Raw genomic sequence first — 18,361 nt, 5'->3', positions numbered from 1 at the left:
CCCGGGCCCCGACCTGATCACGCCCTTCACCTCCGCCTCGATCACCCGGATGTCAGTGCCGGGCCGTAGGGTGGTCGCGCTATGACGAAGCCCTCACTTCCCGAACTCCTCCATGCCGCTGTCACCGCCGTCGGCGGCACGGAGCGCCCCGGCCAGGTGACGATGGCCGAAGCCGTCGCGGAGGCCATCGACGACGGCTCGCACCTGCTGGTCCAGGCGGGCACCGGCACTGGAAAGTCGCTGGGCTACCTGGTCCCCGCCCTAGCGCACGGGGAGCGTGTCGTCGTGGCGACGGCCACCCTCGCGCTGCAGCGCCAGCTCGTGGAGCGGGACCTGCCGCGCACGGTCGAGGCGCTGCACCCGCTGCTGCGCCGCCGTCCCGAGTTCGCGATGCTCAAAGGCCGGTCGAACTACCTGTGCCTGCACCGGCTGCACGAGGGTGTGCCCCAGGACGAGGAGGAGGGCCTCTTCGACCAGTTCGAGGCGGCCGCGCCCACCAGCAAGCTGGGCCAGGACCTGCTGCGGCTGCGGGACTGGTCGCAGGAGACGGAGACAGGCGACCGCGACAACCTGACTCCGGGCGTCTCCGACCGGGCCTGGGCGCAGGTTTCGGTGTCCTCCCGGGAGTGCCTCGGCGCCTCCAAGTGCGCGTACGGTGCCGAGTGCTTCGCCGAGATGGCGCGCGAACGGGCCAAGCTCTCCGACGTCGTCGTCACCAACCACGCGCTGCTCGCGATCGACGCCATCGAGGGTGCGCCGGTGCTCCCACAGCATGAGGTACTGATCGTCGACGAGGCGCACGAGCTGGTCTCCCGCGTGACGGGTGTGGCCACCGGGGAGCTCACACCGGGCCAGGTCAACCGTGCCGTGCGCCGCGCCGCGAAGCTCGTCAACGAGAAGGCCGCCGACCAGCTCCAGACCGCCGCCGAGGGCTTCGAGCGGCTGATGGAGCTGGCGCTTCCGGGCCGCCTGGAGGAGATCCCGGAGGACCTCGGATACGCCCTCATGGCGCTGCGGGACGCCGCTCGTACGGTGATCTCGGCCATCGGCAACACACGCGACAAGTCCGTCCAGGACGAGGACGCGGTCCGCAAACAGGCGCTCGCCTCGGTGGAGACCGTGCACGACGTGGCGGAGCGGATCAGCAACGGCTCGGAGTGGGACGTCGTCTGGTACGAGCGCCACGACCCCCGCGGCGGAGCCGCATATCGACCCAGCGGCGCCTCCCTGCGCGTCGCCCCCATGTCCGTGTCGGGGCTCCTCAGGGAGAAGCTCTTCACGGACCGTTCCGTCACCCTCACCTCGGCGACCCTGAAGCTCGGTGGCGACTTCAACGGCGTGGGAGCTTCGCTGGGCCTGGCGCCCGAGGGCACAGGGGGCGAGGACCTGCCCGAGTGGAAGGGCGTCGACGTCGGCTCGCCGTTCGACTACCCGAAGCAGGGCATCCTGTACGTCGCCAAGCACCTGGCGCGCCCCGCCCGGGACGGCGACCGCGCCGACATGCTGGACGAGCTCACCGAACTGATCCAGGCCGCTGGCGGACGCACGCTGGGCCTGTTCTCGTCGATGCGGGCGGCCCAGCTGGCAGCCGAGGAGCTGCGCGCCCGTATCCCCGAGTACCCGATCCTCCTGCAGGGCGAGGAGACGCTCGGCGAGCTGATCAAGAGCTTCGCCGCCGACCCGGAGACCTGCCTTTTCGGCACGCTCTCCCTCTGGCAGGGCGTCGACGTGCCGGGCCCCAGCTGCCAGCTCGTGGTCATGGACAAGATCCCCTTCCCGCGACCCGACGATCCCCTGATGAGCGCCCGCCAGAAGGCCGTCGAGGACGCGGGGGGCAACGGCTTCATGGCGGTCGCGGCCACCCACGCGGCCCTGCTGATGGCCCAGGGCGCCGGCCGTCTCGTACGGGCCTCCGGAGACCGCGGTGTGGTCGCCGTACTGGATCAGCGTCTCGCGACGGCCCGTTACGGCAGCTATCTGAAGGCGTCACTGCCCGACTTCTGGTACACGACGGACCGTAATCAGGTGCGCAAGTCCCTGGCCGCGATCGACAAGGCGGCGAAGGAGACGGAGAAGGAGAAGGAAGAGGCATGAGGACGGGGGTGCCGTGTCCCGGCCAGGACACGGCACCCCCGTCCAAGTGCAGCGGAGCGGGGCCGGACAGCGCAGGGCCCCGGAACCGGCGCAGGGGGTTCCGGGGCCCGGATCGAGGGCGGCACGCCGCTCGCCGCAGGGTCACACCCGTCGTAGCACCGCCACCACCTTGCCCAGGATGGTCGCGTCGTCACCGGGGATCGGCTCGTACGCGGCGTTGTGCGGGAGGAGCCATACATGGCCGTCCTCGCGCTTGAAGCGCTTGACCGTGGCCTCGCCGTCCAGCATCGCCGCCACGATGTCACCGTTCTCGGCGACCGGCTGACGGCGGACCGTCACCCAGTCCCCGTCGCAGATGGCGGCCTCGATCATCGAGTCGCCGACGACCTTCAGCACGAACAGCTCACCGTCACCGACCAGCTGCCTCGGGAGCGGGAACACGTCCTCGACCGACTCCTCGGCGAGGATCGGCCCACCGGCGGCGATACGGCCGACGAGCGGGACGTACGACGCGGCCGGCTTGCCCGTCGTGTCAGCGGGCTGCGCCGACGCCTGGTCGGAGCCCCGGACCTCGTACGCGCGCGGGCGGTGCGGGTCGCGGCGGAGGAAGCCCTTGCGCTCCAGGGCCATCAGCTGGTGCGCCACCGAGGACGTGCTGGAGAGGCCGACCGCCTGGCCGATCTCGCGCATCGACGGCGGGTAGCCGCGCCGCTGCACGGAGTCCCTGATGACCTCGATGACCCGGCGCTGCCGGTCCGTGAGTCCGGAGCTGTCCGCCCGGATGCCTGGAGGTCGGCCAGGCAGGGACCGCTTGGGTCCCTCAGGATTCGTGGCTTCGTTCATCGCATGCACCGGCTCGAATCGGTCCTGGGAGCGGTCCTGGGCAGTGATGGCGGCACTGTCTGCGGTGGTGGTCACGTCGGCCCCTCTCGATGGTCTCCCGTGCAGCACAACGGTAGTTGCTTTCGAAAGGTTGCGCCAAACACACGTTCGAGTGAAAAACTGTGGACTGCCTGACGTGATCAGGTGTGGGAGTGTATGGCCAACGCCGCTCCTGGCGGACAAAACCGATCATCGCGGTACTCTTCACCGCCGAGGGCGACGGCCTTGTGGGCCGATGTCGCCGCGCGGCCCAGTCTGCCACCCGCCGTCCCGTCAACCGGGCGCCGCCTCCGCCAGCGTGGCGCCCACCGTATCCCCGTCCGTCCTGCGGCGGAATGGCCTGGCGGCACATGTCTCGGCGTGTGCGACACGCGCGGCGTGGACTGGTTTACGTGCCAAGCCCCTACATGTAGTGCTTGGATGGCTACAACAGCCCAGAAGTTGTGGTCCCCCGGGGCTGCAGGCTCATCGGCATCCCCTATGCTTGGGGCTGCTTCGTGGGGCGCAAGCGGCCATACGGGGCTATCGAGTCTGCTGTGAGGAGGGTTGGAGTTCCATGCACTGCCCCTTCTGCAGGCACCCCGACAGCCGTGTCGTCGACTCCCGTACGACCGACGACGGAACGTCGATCCGCAGGCGCCGTCAGTGTCCCGACTGCTCCCGTCGTTTCACGACGGTGGAGACGTGTTCACTGATGGTGGTCAAGCGGTCCGGCGTCACCGAACCCTTCAGTCGGACGAAGGTCATCAACGGTGTGCGCAAGGCGTGCCAGGGGCGGCCCGTCACCGAGGACGCGCTTGCCCAGCTCGGCCAGCGGGTCGAGGAGGCGGTGCGGGCCACCGGGAGCGCCGAGCTGACCACTCATGACGTGGGGCTGGCCATTCTCGGCCCGTTGCAGGAGCTCGATCTCGTCGCCTACCTGCGGTTCGCCTCGGTCTACCGGGCGTTCGACTCGCTGGAGGACTTCGAGGCGGCCATCGCGGAACTCAGGGAAGAGCAGGGGAAGCGCTCCGCCGCGGACGACGAAGACGCGCGTGAGGAGTGCCGGAAACCCGAGCGCGGGCCCGGGGGGACCGGAGGGGTCCCCATGCCCGCCCGCGCCGCCGACTGACCGGCGGACCGCCCGGAAGGACCATCCGGACCGGACGATCGGCGGCGATCAGAACCTGTCGCGGGGGGTTGCGCGAGCGGCGCCGCGACACAAGACAGAACACCGTGTCACGGGAACAAAGTGGCACTTCAGGGCGTTTTCGCCCGTACAGGGAGGCGGCATGACAGAGACGGCGAGCGGTCCGGCACGGAGTTCCCGCGCCAAGGGCACCAAGGCGAGCAAGGGACTGCGTATCGAGCGCATCCACACCACCCCTGGCGTGCACCCGTACGACGAGGTCGAGTGGGCGCTCCGTGACGTCGTCATGACCAACTGGCGCGACGGCTCGGTCAACTTCGAGCAGCGCGGCGTCGAGTTCCCCGAGTTCTGGTCGGTGAACGCGGTCAACATCGTCACCAGCAAGTACTTCCGGGGTGCCGTCGGCACCCCGCAGCGCGAGGTGAGCCTGAAGCAGCTCATCGACCGCATCGTGAAGACGTACCGGAAGGCCGGTGAGGACTACAAGTACTTCGCCTCGCCCGCCGACGCCGAGATCTTCGAGCACGAACTGGCGTACGCCCTCCTGCACCAGATCTTCAGCTTCAACAGCCCGGTCTGGTTCAACGTCGGCACGCCCCAGCCCCAGCAGGTCTCCGCCTGCTTCATCCTGGCCGTCGACGACTCCATGGAGTCGATCCTCGACTGGTACAAGGAAGAGGGCATGATCTTCAAGGGCGGTTCCGGCGCCGGCCTGAACCTCTCCCGTATCCGCTCCTCCAAGGAGCTCCTCTCCTCCGGCGGCAACGCCTCCGGTCCCGTCTCCTTCATGCGCGGCGCCGACGCCTCCGCGGGAACGATCAAGTCCGGTGGCGCCACCCGCCGCGCCGCCAAGATGGTCATCCTCGACGTCGACCACCCCGACATCGAGGACTTCATCGAGACCAAGGTCAAGGAGGAGGAGAAGATCCGCGCCCTCCGTGACGCGGGCTTCGACATGGACCTCGGCGGCGATGACATCACCTCCGTCCAGTACCAGAACGCCAACAACTCGGTCCGTGTGAACGACGAGTTCATGAAGGCCGTCGAGTCCGGCGGGAAGTTCGGCCTGCGCGCGCGGATGACCGGTGAGGTCATCGAGGAGGTCGACGCCAAGTCCCTGTTCCGCAAGATGGCCGAGGCCGCCTGGGCCTGCGCCGACCCCGGCATCCAGTACGACGACACGATCAACCACTGGCACACGTGCCCGGAGTCCGGCCGTATCAACGGCTCGAACCCGTGCAGCGAGTACATGCACCTGGACAACACGTCCTGCAACCTGGCCTCGCTGAACCTGATGAAGTTCCTGAGCGACGACGGCAAGGGCAACCAGTCGTTCGACGTCGAGCGCTTCCAGAAGGTCGTCGAGCTCGTCATCACCGCGATGGACATCTCCATCTGCTTCGCGGACTTCCCGACCCAGAAGATCGGCGAGAACACCCGCGCCTTCCGCCAGCTCGGCATCGGCTACGCCAACCTGGGCGCCCTCCTGATGGCGACCGGTCACGCGTACGACTCCGACGGCGGCCGCGCGCTGGCCGGTGCCATCACGTCACTGATGACCGGCACCTCGTACCGCCGCTCCGCCGAACTGGCCGCGGTCGTCGGCCCGTACGACGGATACGCCCGCAACGCGCAGCCGCACCTGCGCGTGATGCAGCAGCACGCCGACGCCAACGGCAAGGCCGTCCGCATGGACGACCTGGACACCCCGGTCTGGGCCGCCGCCACGGAGGCCTGGCAGGACGTGCTCCGCGTCGGCGAGAAGAACGGCTTCCGCAACTCCCAGGCGTCCGTCATCGCCCCGACCGGCACCATCGGTCTCGCGATGTCCTGCGACACCACCGGCCTCGAGCCCGACCTCGCGCTGGTCAAGTTCAAGAAGCTGGTCGGCGGCGGCTCGATGCAGATCGTGAACGGCACCGTCCCGCAGGCCCTGCGCCGCCTGGGTTACCAGGAGGAGCAGATCGAGGCGATCGTCGCCCACATCGCCGAGCACGGCAACGTGATCGACGCCCCGGGCCTCAAGCCCCAGCACTACGAGGTCTTCGACTGCGCCATGGGCGAGCGCTCCATCTCCGCGATGGGCCACGTCCGCATGATGGCCGCGATCCAGCCGTGGATCTCCGGTGCGCTCTCCAAGACGGTCAACCTGCCGGAGTCGGCCACCGTCGAGGATGTCGAAGAGGTCTACTTCGAGGCGTGGAAGCTGGGCGTCAAGGCGCTCGCGATCTACCGCGACAACTGCAAGGTCGGCCAGCCGCTCTCCGCCAAGAAGAAGGAGCCCGAGGAGACCAAGGCCGAGGAGCCCGTCGCCGAGACCAAGGTCGAGAAGGTCGTCGAGTACCGCCCGGTCCGCAAGCGTCTCCCGAAGGGCCGCCCTGGTATCACCACGTCCTTCACGGTCGGCGGCGCCGAGGGCTACATGACGGCCAACTCCTACCCCGACGACGGCCTGGGCGAGGTCTTCCTGAAGATGTCCAAGCAGGGCTCGACCCTCGCGGGCATGATGGACGCCTTCTCGATCGCCGTCTCCGTCGGTCTCCAGTACGGCGTCCCCCTGGAGACGTACGTCTCGAAGTTCACCAATATGCGCTTCGAGCCGGCCGGCATGACGGACGACCCGGACGTGCGGATGGCGCAGTCGATCGTCGACTACATCTTCCGCCGCCTGGCGCTCGACTTCCTGCCGTTCGAGACCCGTTCCGCGCTCGGCATCCACTCCGCCGAGGAGCGCCAGCGCCACCTCGAGACCGGCTCCTACGAGCCGACCGAGGAAGAGGTCGACGTGGAGGGGCTGGCCCAGTCCGCGCCGCGCGCGCAGGAGCTGAAGGCCGTCGCCACCCCCAGGGCGGGCGTCGAGGCGGCCAAGCCCGCCCCGCAGCAGGCCCACACCAGCGCCGAACTCGTGGAGATGCAGCTGGGTATCCAGGCGGACGCCCCGCTCTGCTTCTCCTGCGGTACGAAGATGCAGCGAGCCGGCTCCTGCTACATCTGCGAGGGCTGCGGCTCGACCAGCGGATGCAGCTGACCCCGGGCGCCTGCTGGGCGTGAACTAGCTGGTCAGGGCGGTGGAGTCGGTATCCGGACTCCACCGCCCTCGGCGTTTCCCGGGCCATGGCTCGTATCGCAGTCGTACTTCCGGGAACCCGGGGCGAGCCGCCACCACGGAGGCGTGTATCGGGCGCGCACGCAGGATGGGGACATGGTCGTGGGGACATGGTCGACGAGTGCGCTGAATCCAGGAAGGGCATGAGCGCGGGGGCCCAGGCGGCCGCGGCGGTGGTGCCGGTCGCGGTGTTCCTGGCCGGCCCCGTAGGCATCGCCCGCAGACTGCTGGTCGCCAAGGACGCGAAGGACGGCGGTGGCTCCTTCGAGGTCGTCGTCTGGCGTCAGGACGATGTGCCGCTGGATGACACGGCGTTGCTCCGCGTCGCCGAGAAGGTGCTGCCGACGGTTCCCGGCTGGAGCGTCGGCTGAGGAATGCGCGCGTCCGCAACAGAGCCGTAGGGAACACGCGTTCCGTGTCCCTACCCGGTGCCTCGAAGGGCGGTACGACCGATGTCCGTACCGCCCTTGAGCGTTGACGGGTGATCTACGAGGTGTCAGGACTCGCTTGTGCTGCCCATGACGCGGGCGAAGGAGGCTGGGTCCTCCTCGTAGCCCTTGACACCCGGGTGGAAGGACCACGTCCCGGAGTCGTCGCGTACGAACTCCGCGATCGTCGCCGCCGTCGCTCCGAGGACGCCGCCGAAGTCGTCCTCGGCCAGGACGGTGTAGCCCTCACGGATGCGCAGGGCGGGGTTGTGGACGTTCACGAAGGTCTTCCGGCTGCTCGACTGCTGTATGGCCACACCGACCACCACGCGCGCGTAGCGGCTGTCGAGACGGTTGAGCTCCACCGTCATGACCTCGTCCCAGCCGAAGCCCTGCCCCGTCTTGCTGTCGCGGTCGAGATTGATGGTGCCGTCGGGGGAACGGCTGTCGAAGTGCACCACATACGCGGGGTCTCCATGCGGTGCGGTGGCCGGATAGGTCGCCGCGACCAGATCGAGGTCCGTGGGTGTCTCCCCTGCCGGACTCGGGTCCCACTTCACCGCCACCTCGACCTTGCGGATGCCCTTGTTGAGGCCGTTCACCAGATCTCCCTCCCCGTCTCCTGGGCCTGCCGCCCGAACTGCCGCGCAGTCCTGGCCAATTGTCCATCCTCCCACGCGCGCGGAGCGCTCGCTCGGGTGTACTGCGCCGGAGCGTGACCGGCGCCACGTTCCTGGGCCTTACCATGGCGCGGTGCTGGTCAAGTGGATTCGCTGCACCGTGGTGGACCGCCGCGGTTTCGAACGGGGGCAGCGAAAGTGGGCGGGGCTTCCGGGGGAGCCGGGTTTCCGTGGGCAGGGCGGCGGCTGGAGCCGTGGGCGGCCCGGGGTGGTCCACATCTTCTCCTTCTGGGAGAGCCGTGCCTTTTACGACTCCTTCATGGCGCGCTCCCACGACCGGCTTGCCGCCTCGCAGTCGGGCACCTTCAAGGACCCACAGGTGAGGCTCTTCGACCACCGCTTCGACGTGAAGACGGGTTTCGAACCGCGCTTCACGGACGCCGACCTGCTGCGGGTGGCGCACTGTCGCGTTCACGAGGAGCGCGCCGAGCACTTCGCGCTGATGCAGGAGAAGGTGTGGAACCCCGCGATGGCGGGTTCACCGGGCATGGTGCGGGGGCTCTTCGGCGAGGCGCCGGGCCATGAGTTCCTGATCCTCTCCATGTGGCAGTCGGCCGCCGAGCACGGGAAGTACCGCGCCGAGCGGGTGGAACGGCTCGCCCTGCGGGCCCAGATCGAGGCGGACGTCGCCGCGCTCGCGGGGGACATCGTGCAGCTCGAGCCCGCCTGGACGGTGTGAGGTCCGGTCGGCGCCAAGAGGTGAATGGGGGGTTCCGGGCGCGCGCAGGGGGCGATTGGGAGCGCTGAATGCGGTGCCCGGTGCGCGAAATCTGTGTGACCTACGCCGTATGAGGCCCGTACGGGTGCTCGATCGGCCGTCAGCCGATCTAGGGTTTCGGCATGGCACGACCACGGCGCATCGTCCTTGTCCGGCACGGCGAGTCAACGGGCAACGCCGACGACACCGTGTACGAACGCGAGCCCGACCATGCCCTGGCGCTCACCGAGCGCGGCTGGCGGCAGGCGGAGGAGACCGGCAAGAGGCTCCGGGAGGTGTTCGGCCGGGAGCGCGTCAGTGTGTACGTCTCCCCGTACCGCCGCACCCACGAGACCTTCCGGGCCTTCCACCTCGACCCCGAACTTGTGCGCGTCCGCGAGGAGCCACGGCTGCGCGAGCAGGACTGGGGCAACTGGCAGGACCGCGACGAGGTACGGCTGCAGAAAGCCTATCGGGACGCCTACGGGCACTTCTTCTACCGCTTCGCCCAGGGGGAGTCCGGGGCCGACGTGTACGACCGGGTCGGCGGCTTCCTGGAGAGCCTGTTCCGCAGCTTCGAGGACCCCGACCATCCCCCGAACGTGCTCCTGGTGACCCACGGCCTGGCCATGCGGCTGTTCTGCATGCGCTGGTTCCACTGGTCGGTGGCCGAGTTCGAGTCGCTGTCGAATCCCGGGAACGCGGAGATGCGGATGCTCGTTCTCGGAGACAACGGCAAGTACACGATGGACCGGCCTTTCGAACGTTGGTGTGACCCGGAGTCGTACGGAGTCACCGATTAGAGTGGCAGGGCGATGACCGCTGACTCCTCTCCCGCCGGGCGCCTGGACCGCGCCCTGAGCAGCCTGCGCGGACTCTCCGTGGGGGACGCACTCGGTTCGCAGTACTTCGTGCCCGAGAACTATCCGCTGCTCAAGCGCTGCGAGACCCCGCCCGGCCCCTGGCAGTGGACGGACGACACGGAGATGGCCTGTTCCGTGCTGGCGGTCCTCGCCGCCCACCAGCGCATCGACCAGGACGAGCTGGCCCACTCCTTCGCCGAGCACCACGACTTCGACCGCGGCTACGGGCCGGCGGTCAACCGGCTGTTGCGGCTGATCAGGGAAGGCGGCGACTGGCGGGAGCTGGCCTCGGAGCTCTTCAACGGACAGGGGTCGTGGGGGAACGGCGCGGCCATGCGGATCGCACCACTGGGGGCCTGGTACGCGGACGACCCCGAGCAGGCGACGCACCAGGCGGAGATCTCGGCCTACCCCACGCACCAGCACCGCGAAGCCGTCGCCGGAGCCATGGCCGTCGCCGCGGCCGCCGCCCTCGTGGCCGACCCGGCCGGGCCGCCGAGCCCGGAGACGCTGCTGGACGGAGTCATCGCACTCGTCCCGAAGAGTGCCGTCGGCGCGGGACTGCGGCGGGCCCGCGACATGCTCGACTACGGGGACGCGACCACCGTCGCCGCCGTACTGGGGTGCGGTCGGCGTACGTCGGCGCACGACACCGTCCCGTTCGCGCTCTGGGCGGCCGCGCGGTCCCTCGGTGACTTCGAGCAGGCCTTCTGGACGACGGCGCAGGCCGGCGGCGACGTGGACACGACCTGCGCCATCGTCGGGGGAGTGGTCGCCTCGGGGAAGGCGGGGACGCCTCCCGCGGAGTGGGTGCGGCAGACGGAGGCGCTGCCGGACTGGGCGCGCGTGGCGTAGCGGGGGGCAGAGGATCCCGGCCCCGCCGGCCGGATTCGCCCCGGTTGTCACAGGCGTGCCACAGAAGGCCTTCACCCGCTCCGGCGCTCGTTCCGCGGCATACCCTTGCGCAACGCGGCCTGTCGATCATGAGGGCGTGCGTCTACGAGACACCGGCCACGGGCTGCCTGCCGCAACGACGCGTTGCGCGCGGCGGGCGAACAGGGCCGGTCGGGAGGGGGTCCCGTGTCCGGCATACCGTCCGCGTCCGAGCCGAAGAAGGAAGCGCCCGGAGAGCGTCTCTCACCGGCCGACGAGCCCGAGTCACCAGCCGACGAGCTCGAGGACGACATACCCAGAGCCCGGGCGAGCTCCCCGGAGGCGGCGTCCGTCGCCCCGCCCCCGGCGATCGTCCCGGTCCCCTGGCTGGCCGAGCTCCAGACCGACGAACCAGCCCCGGTACGTACGGCGACCCTGTGGGCCGCACTGGCCACCGGCATTCTGAGCATGCTGCTGCTCGGCGACGGCCTGGCCGTCAACCTGCTGATCGTCGCGCTTCCGGCCGCGCTCGCCGCGTACTTCGCCGCTCGGGCGGCCGGCCGTCGCCCGCGCGCGTGGACCATTGTCTGGAGCGTCGGCGCACTCGCGCTGCTGACCGTGCCGGCGCTGCTGGACGCGGACTGGCCGTCGTTCCTCGCCGTCGTCACCGCGGTCGGGACCGGCTCGCTGGCGCTGCACGGCGGCCGCAGCTGGCCGGCCGTTCTGCTGGGCCCGATCGGGGTGCTCAACTCACTGGTCACCGGCCCGGCCTGGGCCTGGCGGGGGCTGCGCACCCTGTCGCGGGGTGTCCGCGAGCGGCTGGGCCCACTCCTGCGGGCGCTCACCGTGACGGCGGTACTGCTGCTGGTGTTCGGGACGCTGTTCGCCGGGGCGGACGCTGCCTTCGCGGACCTGCTCGGCGCCCTGGTGCCGGACATGTCCGTGGCCGATGGTCCCTTGCGGGTGCTGCTCTTCGTGTTCGGCCTGGTCGGGGCGCTCGCAGCGGCGCGTACGGCCGCCGCGCCCGTTCACTGGGACCTCGTCGAAGTGCCCGAGGGCCGCGCCCGGGGCCGTGTCGAGTGGGTGCTGCCGCTGATCGTGCTCATCGCGCTGTTCGCGGTCTTCAACGCCATCCAGCTGGCTGTCCTCTTCGGCGGATACGACGCCGTACTCGAGGAGACCGGCCTGACGTACGCCGAGTACGCGCGACAGGGATTCTGGCAGCTGCTCCTCGCGACGCTTCTCACCCTGCTCGTCATCGTGCTCGCCCTGCGCTGGGCGCCGCGCACTCGATCGGGTGACCGCTCGCTGGTGCGGGGCGTGCTGGGAACTCTGGCCGCTCTGACGCTCGTTGTGGTGGCATCCGCTGTGCGGCGTATGGACATGTACGTGGAGGCGTATGGACTGACGCGACTGAGGATCTCGGTGCTGGGCATGGAGCTGTGGCTCGGCCTGGTCATCGTCCTCATCATGGCCGCCGGGGTGTGGGGCGCCCGCTGGCTGCCACGTGCCGTCGCGGCCAGTGCGGCCGCCGGTGTGCTGGTGTTCGGGCTCGTGTCGCCGGACGAGCTGATCGCCGAGCGCAACGTCCAGCGGTACGAGGACACGGGCCAGTTCGACCTCGACTACGCGCGCGGCCTGTCCGCCGACGCCGTGCCGGCTCTCGACAAGCTGGACGAGCCCCTGCGGACCTGCGCGCTGCGGTTCGTCGCGACCGACCTCGGCGAGCGGAACACGCCCTGGTACGCGATGAGTCGGGGCGAGGCCGAGGCGCGGCGAATCCTTGAGGAACGGCCGCTGTCGGAGGAGGCGGACCCGGTCGAGTGCGGACGCTTGGCGGACGAGGCCCTGTACGGCCGCGAGGACGGTCTTCACTGAGGGGTTGGGGTTCGGCTTGGAGCGCGGGTCCGGCTTGCGGAAGCGGTAGGCGCTGCGCGGGTGTACGGCAGCGGGGGTGCCGTGGGTGTGGTGTGCGGCGGGAGGCTGTTCGGACTTCGCTGCCGTCGCCGTACCTCTCTCGTACGGTCGCGCCTCAGCCTCGTACGTGCGGCAGCGCATTCGGGCTCGTACGGTCGAGCCCGCTGTCGTGCCGCTGCGAAGGTGGGCAGGGGCGCGGCGTGCGGGAGGGCCGGGCACCCTCCGCCGTCGTAGTTGTGGGGCTGGGGATGGCCGGACCACGTCCTCGCGCCGGTTGTCCCGTACCCGGGGCGTGGTCCGGCCGGCGGCGGTCCCCGTCAGCCTCCGGCGGGTCCCGCCGTGCCGGCCAGGGCGTCGAGGTCGCTCTTGCGGACCTTGATGACCAACGCGGCGGTGGCCAGAGCGAGTACGGCCATGGCGGCGGCCGGGACGAAGGCCGTCGAGATGCCCTGCGCGAGCACCTCGTGACCCCATGGAGCGGGCAGTTGGTGGGTCTTGGCGAACTCGGCCTTCTGCTCGGCCGTGCCGTCCGCCAGGAACTTCGGCAGTTGCTTCTCCGTCTCGTCGCGGCTTGCCGTGCCGAAGACCGTGGTCAGGATGGACAGACCGAGGGAACCACCCACCTGCTGGGTCGCGTTGAGCAGACCGGAGGCCGCACCCGCCTCGTGCTGGGCGACCCCGGAGACCGCGGTGAGGGTCAGCGTGACGAAGTTCAGGCCCATGCCGAATGCGAACAGCAGCATCGGCCCGAGTATGCCGCCGACATATGAGCTGTCGGGCGTGATGAAGGTCTGCCAGCCGAGCCCGAGAACGACGAGCGTCGAGCCCGTCACCATGAACGGCTTGGGACCGAGGACCGGAAGGAAGCGCTGCGACAGACCGGCACCCGTGACGATGGCGACCGTGACGGGCAGGAAGGCGAGACCGGATTCGATCGGCGAGTACCGCAGCACGTTCTGCACGAACAGCACGATGAAGAAGAACATGCCGAACATCGCGGCGGCCAGGCTCAGCATGATCACATACGTGCCGGAGCGGTTGCGGTCGGCGAACATCCGCAGTGGCGTGATCGGTTCCCTGGCCCGCGACTCGATGATCCCGAAGGCCAGCAGCAGGACGACCGCGGCGCCGAAGGAGCCGAGGGTGAGGGTGTCGCGCCAGCCCTCCTCCGAGGCGCGAATGAATCCGTACACCAGAGAGGCCATGCCGGCCGTCGACGTGAGCGCGCCCGCGATGTCGAACCGCCCCGGGTGCCGCTCCGACTCGCCTATGTACCTCGGTGTGAGCACGGCGATCAGGACACCGATGGGTACGTTGACGAAGAGCACCCACCGCCAGTCGAGCCACTCGGTGAGCATGCCGCCGGCGAGGAGACCGATGGCACCGCCTCCCGCGGAGACCGCGGCGAAGACGCCGAAGGCCCGGTTCCTCTCCGGGCCCTCGGCGAACGTCGTCGTGATGAGCGCCAGTGAGGTCGGCGACGCGATCGCGCCCCCGACACCCTGGAGCGCCCGGGCGGCCAGCAGTTGCCAGGGCTCCTGGGCGAGTCCGCCCAGGAGCGAGGCGAGCGTGAAGAGCAGGATGCCGGTCATGAAGACCCGGCGCCGGCCAAGGATGTCACCGGCCCGGCCGCCGAGGAGCAGCAGGCCGCCGAAGGCCAGCGTGTACGCGCTGACCACCCATGTCAGGTCGGTCGTGCTGAATTCGAGCGCGTCTTGAATGTGCGGGAGTGCGATGTTCACAATCGTCGCGTCGAGTACCACCATCAGCTGGCAGGCCGCGATCACGGTGAGTGCGATGCCGGGGTGCCCCTCCCGGCGGGCCGCTCCCGGCTTCTGATCCTCAATCAACGGAGAGGTTGTCACTATGGGTCCCCCACAAGTGTGTTAGTGAACGCTCGCGTTCACTGTCGCGTCTACGGTAGTGAGTCCCCCTTAGTGAACGCAAGCGTTCACTGAAGTCGCCGCCGGATGGCGTCCCATCCCGCTCGCCCTCCCCGGAAGTCCCCGCTTCCCCCTCGCTCAACGGAGAAAGAACAGATGGCTACTTCGCGCTGGACGGCCTCTTCCGCTCAGGCGACCGCCGCCGCTCGGACAGGCACTCCCGGCCAGGAGGCCGTTCCCGCTCGGACGGCCGCGCTGCGCCGGCGCGGCGCGGTGCTCGAGCGCGCGATCCTCGATGCCGCGCTGGAGCAGCTCAGTACGGTCGGCTGGAACGGCCTCACCATGGAGGGCGTCGCCGCGGGCGCCCAGACCGGCAAGGCCGCGGTCTACCGTCGCTGGCCGTCCAAGGAGGACCTCGTCGCGGACGCGCTCCAGGCGGGGTTGCCCCGGTTCGACGAGGCGCCCGACCTCGGGAGTGTGCGGGAGGATCTGCTGGCGTTGTGCCGCCAGGCACGCGAGGCGATGTTCTCGCGCCCCGGGTTCGCCCTGCGCTCGGTGATTCACGAGTGCGACACCGCTCAGGCCGAGCGCTTTCACGGTGTGATCTTCGAGGGGGTTGTGGAGCCGACCGTCAAGCTGCTCCGTGAGGTCATCAAGCGGGGAATTGAACGCGGAGAGGTGCGTTCCGATGCGGCCAACAGCTATGTCTTCGACGCCATTCCAGCCATGATGATGTACCGCTCCAAGATGTGCGCGAGTGAATGGGGTGAGCGTGACATCGAGGAAATGATCGACCAGTTGATGGTTCCGCTGCTGCGGCCGACGGGCGCGTGACCGCCGTTCGAAGGGTGCTGGATCCAGGGCCCGCGCGGGCGCCGACGGGGTCCGGGGGAGCCGGGTGTCGCGGGGGGTTCCCGGCGGCGTACGCTAAGAGCGCCATGCCGTACGAACCGCCTACTCACACCGTCGAGCGCTCCCTCCGCGCCACGACCGGAGCGAAGATCGTTGCCGGTGTCGACGAGGTGGGGCGGGGCGCCTGGGCCGGTCCCGTCACCGTCTGCGCTGCGGTAACGGGCTTGCGTCGACCGCCCGAGGGCCTCACCGACTCCAAGCTCCTCACGATCAAGAGGCGTACGGAGCTCGCCGAGGAGCTGCGGACGTGGGTGACGTCGTACGCCCTCGGTCACGCCTCTCCGGAGGAGATCGACGCCCTCGGTATGACGGCCGCGCTGCGGCTCGCCGCGGTCCGTGCCCTGGAGGTGCTTCCGGTGCGGCCCGACGCGGTAATTCTCGACGGGAAGCACGACTACCTGGGGTCGCCCTGGCGGGTGCGTACCGTGATCAAGGGCGACCAGTCATGCGTGGCTGTCGCGGCGGCCTCGGTGATCGCCAAGGTTCAGCGCGACAAAATGATGGCCGAGTTGGGCGTCGAGCATGCAGACTTCGGTTTTGCGGCCAACGCCGGGTATCCGTCACCCGTGCACAGGGCCGCGCTGGAGGAGCGGGGCCCCACTCCGCACCACCGGCTGTCGTGGGCGTATCTTGATGCGTTGCCCCGGTGGCGGCATCTCAAGAAGGTCCGCAGTTGGGTGGACGGAAGCGTTCCGGAAATCGAGGGCCAGCTCGGCTTCGATTTCTGACGGTTCCGTTCGCACTCATGTGCCACCCGCCGACGCGAGTCGCACCGGCGTTTGATAAACATCAACTCATGCCTCTCATTCCCGAGGAGCCTCAGATTCACGAGAGTGCCCAGGGTCCGCGTGCCACTCCGGCCAGCGGCCGTGCCACGCCGACCCCCCGCCCCGTACCCGGTCCCCGTCCCGCCGCGCCCGCGCGGCCCGGCCGACCAGGTCCCGTCAGGCCGATGCCGGCCCAACGCGCGCCGCGCGACGCTGCCGTGGCCAAGCCGGGGCCGCCCGCTCCGGCTACCGCCACACCTGTCACTTCCGCCACCCCTGTCACGCCGCAGGTCCAGCTGATTCCGGCTTCGGTGGAGGGTGCGCTGGACGCCGCCGAAGAAGCCGTCGATCTGCTGCTCGAGTCGGGTCGTGCCCCCGGCGAGGTGCTGGTGATCACCACCGGTGAGCCGCATCCGTGGGCCGCCCATGAGCTGTCCTTCGGCGAGGACTCCTACTGGGCGCAGCACGACGTCGGCGACGACGTGTTCTACGCGGACGCCGGCGTCGCCCAGCGCGTCAAGGCGCGTCCCGTGGTCGTGGTCGCCGTCAACGGCGGTCAGGACACCGCGGCCGCGCAGGTGCTGCCGCTGGCACTCGCCTGCGCCGGTGCGCTGCTGATCGTCTGCGGCGACCCACAGCGGATCAACTCGGTGCTGGGCGCGGGGGTCTGAAGCGGTTCCGCGCCCGCGGCGGGGGTCATCGGTCCCCGCCGACGAGGTGCGTGACTGCTTCCGTGCCTGCGGCCGGGCTGGGCGGCCGTGTCCCGGGAGTGGGCTGAGCGGTCCGGGGGTTTCGTTCTGGGCGTACATGCTCGGGCGTCCGCGCTTGGGCGTGTGCGCCTGTGCCGGGCCGGGAGGCCGGGGCCGGGGCCGGGGCCGGGTTCGGCCCTGAGGTGTCCGGTTGTGGTGTCTGGGGGCAGGGTGTTCTGGCGCGTCTCCGAAGTGGCCCCTGTGGGGGCGATACGGGGTCGCGCCGCTGCCTTTTGCCGTCGTTGACGCATGGAGGGCGTGCCGGGGCGCGTGGACGATCGTGCCCGGTTCAGAGGTCTCGGGGCTGTGCCCGCGCGCCCTGTGCGGTGTGGTGCGGCGCCCAGGCGGCCTTCCGCCTGTTCCTCCGGGTGGGGCGCCCCCGCCGTATCCGGATGGGCGCCCCGTTTCGTTCCAGGGACGGATGGGTCCCCGACGTCAGCGAGCCGCCGCCCTGCGCAGTACCTCCGACGCGGCTCCCCCGGTACGTGGCAGCGGGGGCGGTGCCTCGGCCGTGGCGAAGGCCGTCGCGGGCGACGACGTGTTGGGGCGGCGCCCGCCCCGGTCCTCGCCGAGAACCTGCCAGCCGTCACGTGTCAGCGTGATGTACGCCCCGCAGCGCAGCCCGTGCAGCGTGCACGCGTCTCGCAACCCCCACATCCACGCCCCGTCCTCCTCCGTCCAACGCGCGTCGCCGTCGCGGCAGTAGAGCAGCACAGCCGTACGTACCGGAGTGCGACGCCGCAGGTCGTGCGGGATGACCCGGCGCAGCTGGGCGAGCAGCACATTGCGGAACATCCAGCCGTCGGCGGGCGCCGGGCGCCGGGTGAACGACGCACTCGCCCGCAGTCGTTCGTCCGGATCGAGGACGGCCACGACCGCGGTGGCGGGCCGGGGTTGGTGCCGCGCGTGCAACCCGCTGACGACCTCCCGGGGATTGCGCAGCAGTGGAATACCGGCGGCGGCCCACTCCGCGGGTTCGAGCATGCGGGCCAGGGGGTTGGTGGAAGCGGCGGACAGAGCGGCAGACGCCGACATGTTCGCCGCCGAGGACGGTGCGAATCCGAAGGTCACGGTCCTCCCTTCGGCTACGCGCCCACACTGCGGGCGAGGTTGGACTTGGGGGAGCGCACGCCGCAGCAGAGCCCTACCGGACCACGGGGAGAGCCGTGCGGGGAGCGGGCTTCAATTCTTCCTGTCGAACTTGAATGCGGCAACGAGCAATTGGGGCCACCGACCGTTTTCTGGCGATCCGTCGCCTATATCCCCGCCCCGCGGGTTCAGTGTTGCCAGCGCTGTCCCATGCCGCTCCGGCGAGGCATGGTGACGCAGGAGCACATACCGCTCCGTACGACCGCAACCGGGGCCGTCCGGGCGCGACCGT

The 18,361-nt window shown here is 69.9% G+C and carries 14 protein-coding genes and 1 pseudogene; 11 read left to right on the top strand and 4 right to left on the bottom strand.

The window, feature by feature from the left end:
* The first annotated feature begins 81 nt into the window (after nt 1-81).
* On the top strand, nt 82-2,094 hold the full coding sequence (locus tag FNH04_RS06530) for an ATP-dependent DNA helicase (protein WP_152781213.1): 2,013 nt from the start codon (nt 82-84) through the stop codon (nt 2,092-2,094).
* A gap of 141 nt (nt 2,095-2,235) precedes the next feature.
* On the opposite strand, the gene lexA is transcribed toward FNH04_RS06530, so the two are convergent.
* Nucleotides 2,236-3,012, bottom strand: coding sequence for a transcriptional repressor LexA (lexA, locus tag FNH04_RS06525; protein WP_322722668.1), 777 nt, complete (start codon nt 3,010-3,012; stop codon nt 2,236-2,238).
* Nucleotides 3,013-3,532: 520 nt separating this feature from the next.
* On the opposite strand from lexA, the gene nrdR reads away from it, so the two are divergent.
* From nrdR to FNH04_RS06510, 3 genes and pseudogenes are all read left to right on the top strand, one after another.
* Nucleotides 3,533-4,087 (top strand): transcriptional regulator NrdR, encoded by a 555-nt coding sequence (gene nrdR, locus FNH04_RS06520; RefSeq protein ID WP_152781211.1) that lies wholly within the window; start codon nt 3,533-3,535, stop codon nt 4,085-4,087.
* Nucleotides 4,088-4,247: 160 nt separating this feature from the next.
* Complete coding sequence (locus tag FNH04_RS06515; protein ID WP_152781210.1) at nt 4,248-7,133, top strand: vitamin B12-dependent ribonucleotide reductase; 2,886 nt, start codon at nt 4,248-4,250, stop codon at nt 7,131-7,133.
* A 278-nt stretch (nt 7,134-7,411) separates the two neighbouring features.
* A pseudogene (locus tag FNH04_RS06510) lies at nt 7,412-7,582 on the top strand (DUF6215 domain-containing protein); the annotation flags it as partial.
* Between the two features lie 125 nt (nt 7,583-7,707).
* On the opposite strand, the gene FNH04_RS06505 reads toward FNH04_RS06510, so the two are convergent.
* Complete coding sequence (locus FNH04_RS06505) at nt 7,708-8,241, bottom strand: TerD family protein (protein ID WP_322722667.1); 534 nt, start codon at nt 8,239-8,241, stop codon at nt 7,708-7,710.
* 151 nt (nt 8,242-8,392) lie between these two features.
* On the opposite strand from FNH04_RS06505, the gene FNH04_RS06500 reads away from it, so the two are divergent.
* From FNH04_RS06500 to FNH04_RS06485, 4 genes are all read left to right on the top strand, one after another.
* Complete coding sequence (locus tag FNH04_RS06500) at nt 8,393-8,998, top strand: YdbC family protein (protein WP_322722666.1); 606 nt, start codon at nt 8,393-8,395, stop codon at nt 8,996-8,998.
* Nucleotides 8,999-9,159: 161 nt separating this feature from the next.
* A complete protein-coding gene (locus tag FNH04_RS06495; RefSeq protein ID WP_152781206.1) occupies nt 9,160-9,819 on the top strand; it encodes a histidine phosphatase family protein in 660 nt (219 codons plus the stop codon).
* 12 nt (nt 9,820-9,831) lie between these two features.
* Nucleotides 9,832-10,734 (top strand): ADP-ribosylglycohydrolase family protein, encoded by a 903-nt coding sequence (locus FNH04_RS06490; protein ID WP_152781204.1) that lies wholly within the window; start codon nt 9,832-9,834, stop codon nt 10,732-10,734.
* 405 nt (nt 10,735-11,139) lie between these two features.
* Nucleotides 11,140-12,630, top strand: coding sequence for a DUF4153 domain-containing protein (locus tag FNH04_RS06485; protein ID WP_228031185.1), 1,491 nt, complete (start codon nt 11,140-11,142; stop codon nt 12,628-12,630).
* Nucleotides 12,631-12,986: 356 nt separating this feature from the next.
* Here the strand turns inward: FNH04_RS06485 and FNH04_RS06480 are convergent, their stop codons facing one another.
* A complete protein-coding gene (locus tag FNH04_RS06480; protein ID WP_322722665.1) occupies nt 12,987-14,534 on the bottom strand; it encodes an MFS transporter in 1,548 nt (515 codons plus the stop codon).
* Between the two features lie 174 nt (nt 14,535-14,708).
* On the opposite strand from FNH04_RS06480, the gene FNH04_RS06475 reads away from it, so the two are divergent.
* The 3 genes from FNH04_RS06475 (at nt 14,709) to FNH04_RS06465 (ending at nt 16,902) form a co-directional block, all read left to right on the top strand.
* A complete protein-coding gene (locus tag FNH04_RS06475; protein WP_228031182.1) occupies nt 14,709-15,386 on the top strand; it encodes a TetR/AcrR family transcriptional regulator in 678 nt (225 codons plus the stop codon).
* A gap of 104 nt (nt 15,387-15,490) precedes the next feature.
* Nucleotides 15,491-16,192, top strand: coding sequence for a ribonuclease HII (locus FNH04_RS06470; RefSeq protein WP_152781200.1), 702 nt, complete (start codon nt 15,491-15,493; stop codon nt 16,190-16,192).
* A gap of 68 nt (nt 16,193-16,260) precedes the next feature.
* On the top strand, nt 16,261-16,902 hold the full coding sequence (locus FNH04_RS06465; RefSeq protein WP_152781198.1) for a hypothetical protein: 642 nt from the start codon (nt 16,261-16,263) through the stop codon (nt 16,900-16,902).
* A 513-nt stretch (nt 16,903-17,415) separates the two neighbouring features.
* On the opposite strand, the gene FNH04_RS06460 is transcribed toward FNH04_RS06465, so the two are convergent.
* On the bottom strand, nt 17,416-18,051 hold the full coding sequence (locus tag FNH04_RS06460) for a hypothetical protein (protein WP_322722664.1): 636 nt from the start codon (nt 18,049-18,051) through the stop codon (nt 17,416-17,418).
* Between the last annotated feature and the right edge of the window lie 310 nt (nt 18,052-18,361).

The organism is Streptomyces phyllanthi, from assembly GCF_009377205.1.
GTDB classification, from domain to species: Bacteria; Actinomycetota; Actinomycetes; order Streptomycetales; family Streptomycetaceae; genus Streptomyces; species Streptomyces phyllanthi.
Note: the sequence above shows the minus strand (reverse complement) of the source record. Positions and strands in the feature narration are given on the sequence as shown.

Bases quoted from the DNA above. Each gene is read 5' to 3' on its own strand.
- FNH04_RS06465 (WP_152781198.1), top strand. From the start codon at position 16,261: ATGCCTCTCATTCCCGAGGAGCCTCAGATTCACGAGAGTGCCCAGGGT.
- FNH04_RS06530 (WP_152781213.1), top strand. From the start codon at position 82: ATGACGAAGCCCTCACTTCCCGAACTCCTCCATGCCGCTGTCACCGCC.
- FNH04_RS06490 (WP_152781204.1), top strand. From the start codon at position 9,832: ATGACCGCTGACTCCTCTCCCGCCGGGCGCCTGGACCGCGCCCTGAGC.
- nrdR (WP_152781211.1), top strand. From the start codon at position 3,533: ATGCACTGCCCCTTCTGCAGGCACCCCGACAGCCGTGTCGTCGACTCC.
- FNH04_RS06475 (WP_228031182.1), top strand. From the start codon at position 14,709: ATGGCTACTTCGCGCTGGACGGCCTCTTCCGCTCAGGCGACCGCCGCC.
- FNH04_RS06515 (WP_152781210.1), top strand. From the start codon at position 4,248: ATGACAGAGACGGCGAGCGGTCCGGCACGGAGTTCCCGCGCCAAGGGC.
- FNH04_RS06495 (WP_152781206.1), top strand. From the start codon at position 9,160: ATGGCACGACCACGGCGCATCGTCCTTGTCCGGCACGGCGAGTCAACG.
- FNH04_RS06470 (WP_152781200.1), top strand. From the start codon at position 15,491: ATGCCGTACGAACCGCCTACTCACACCGTCGAGCGCTCCCTCCGCGCC.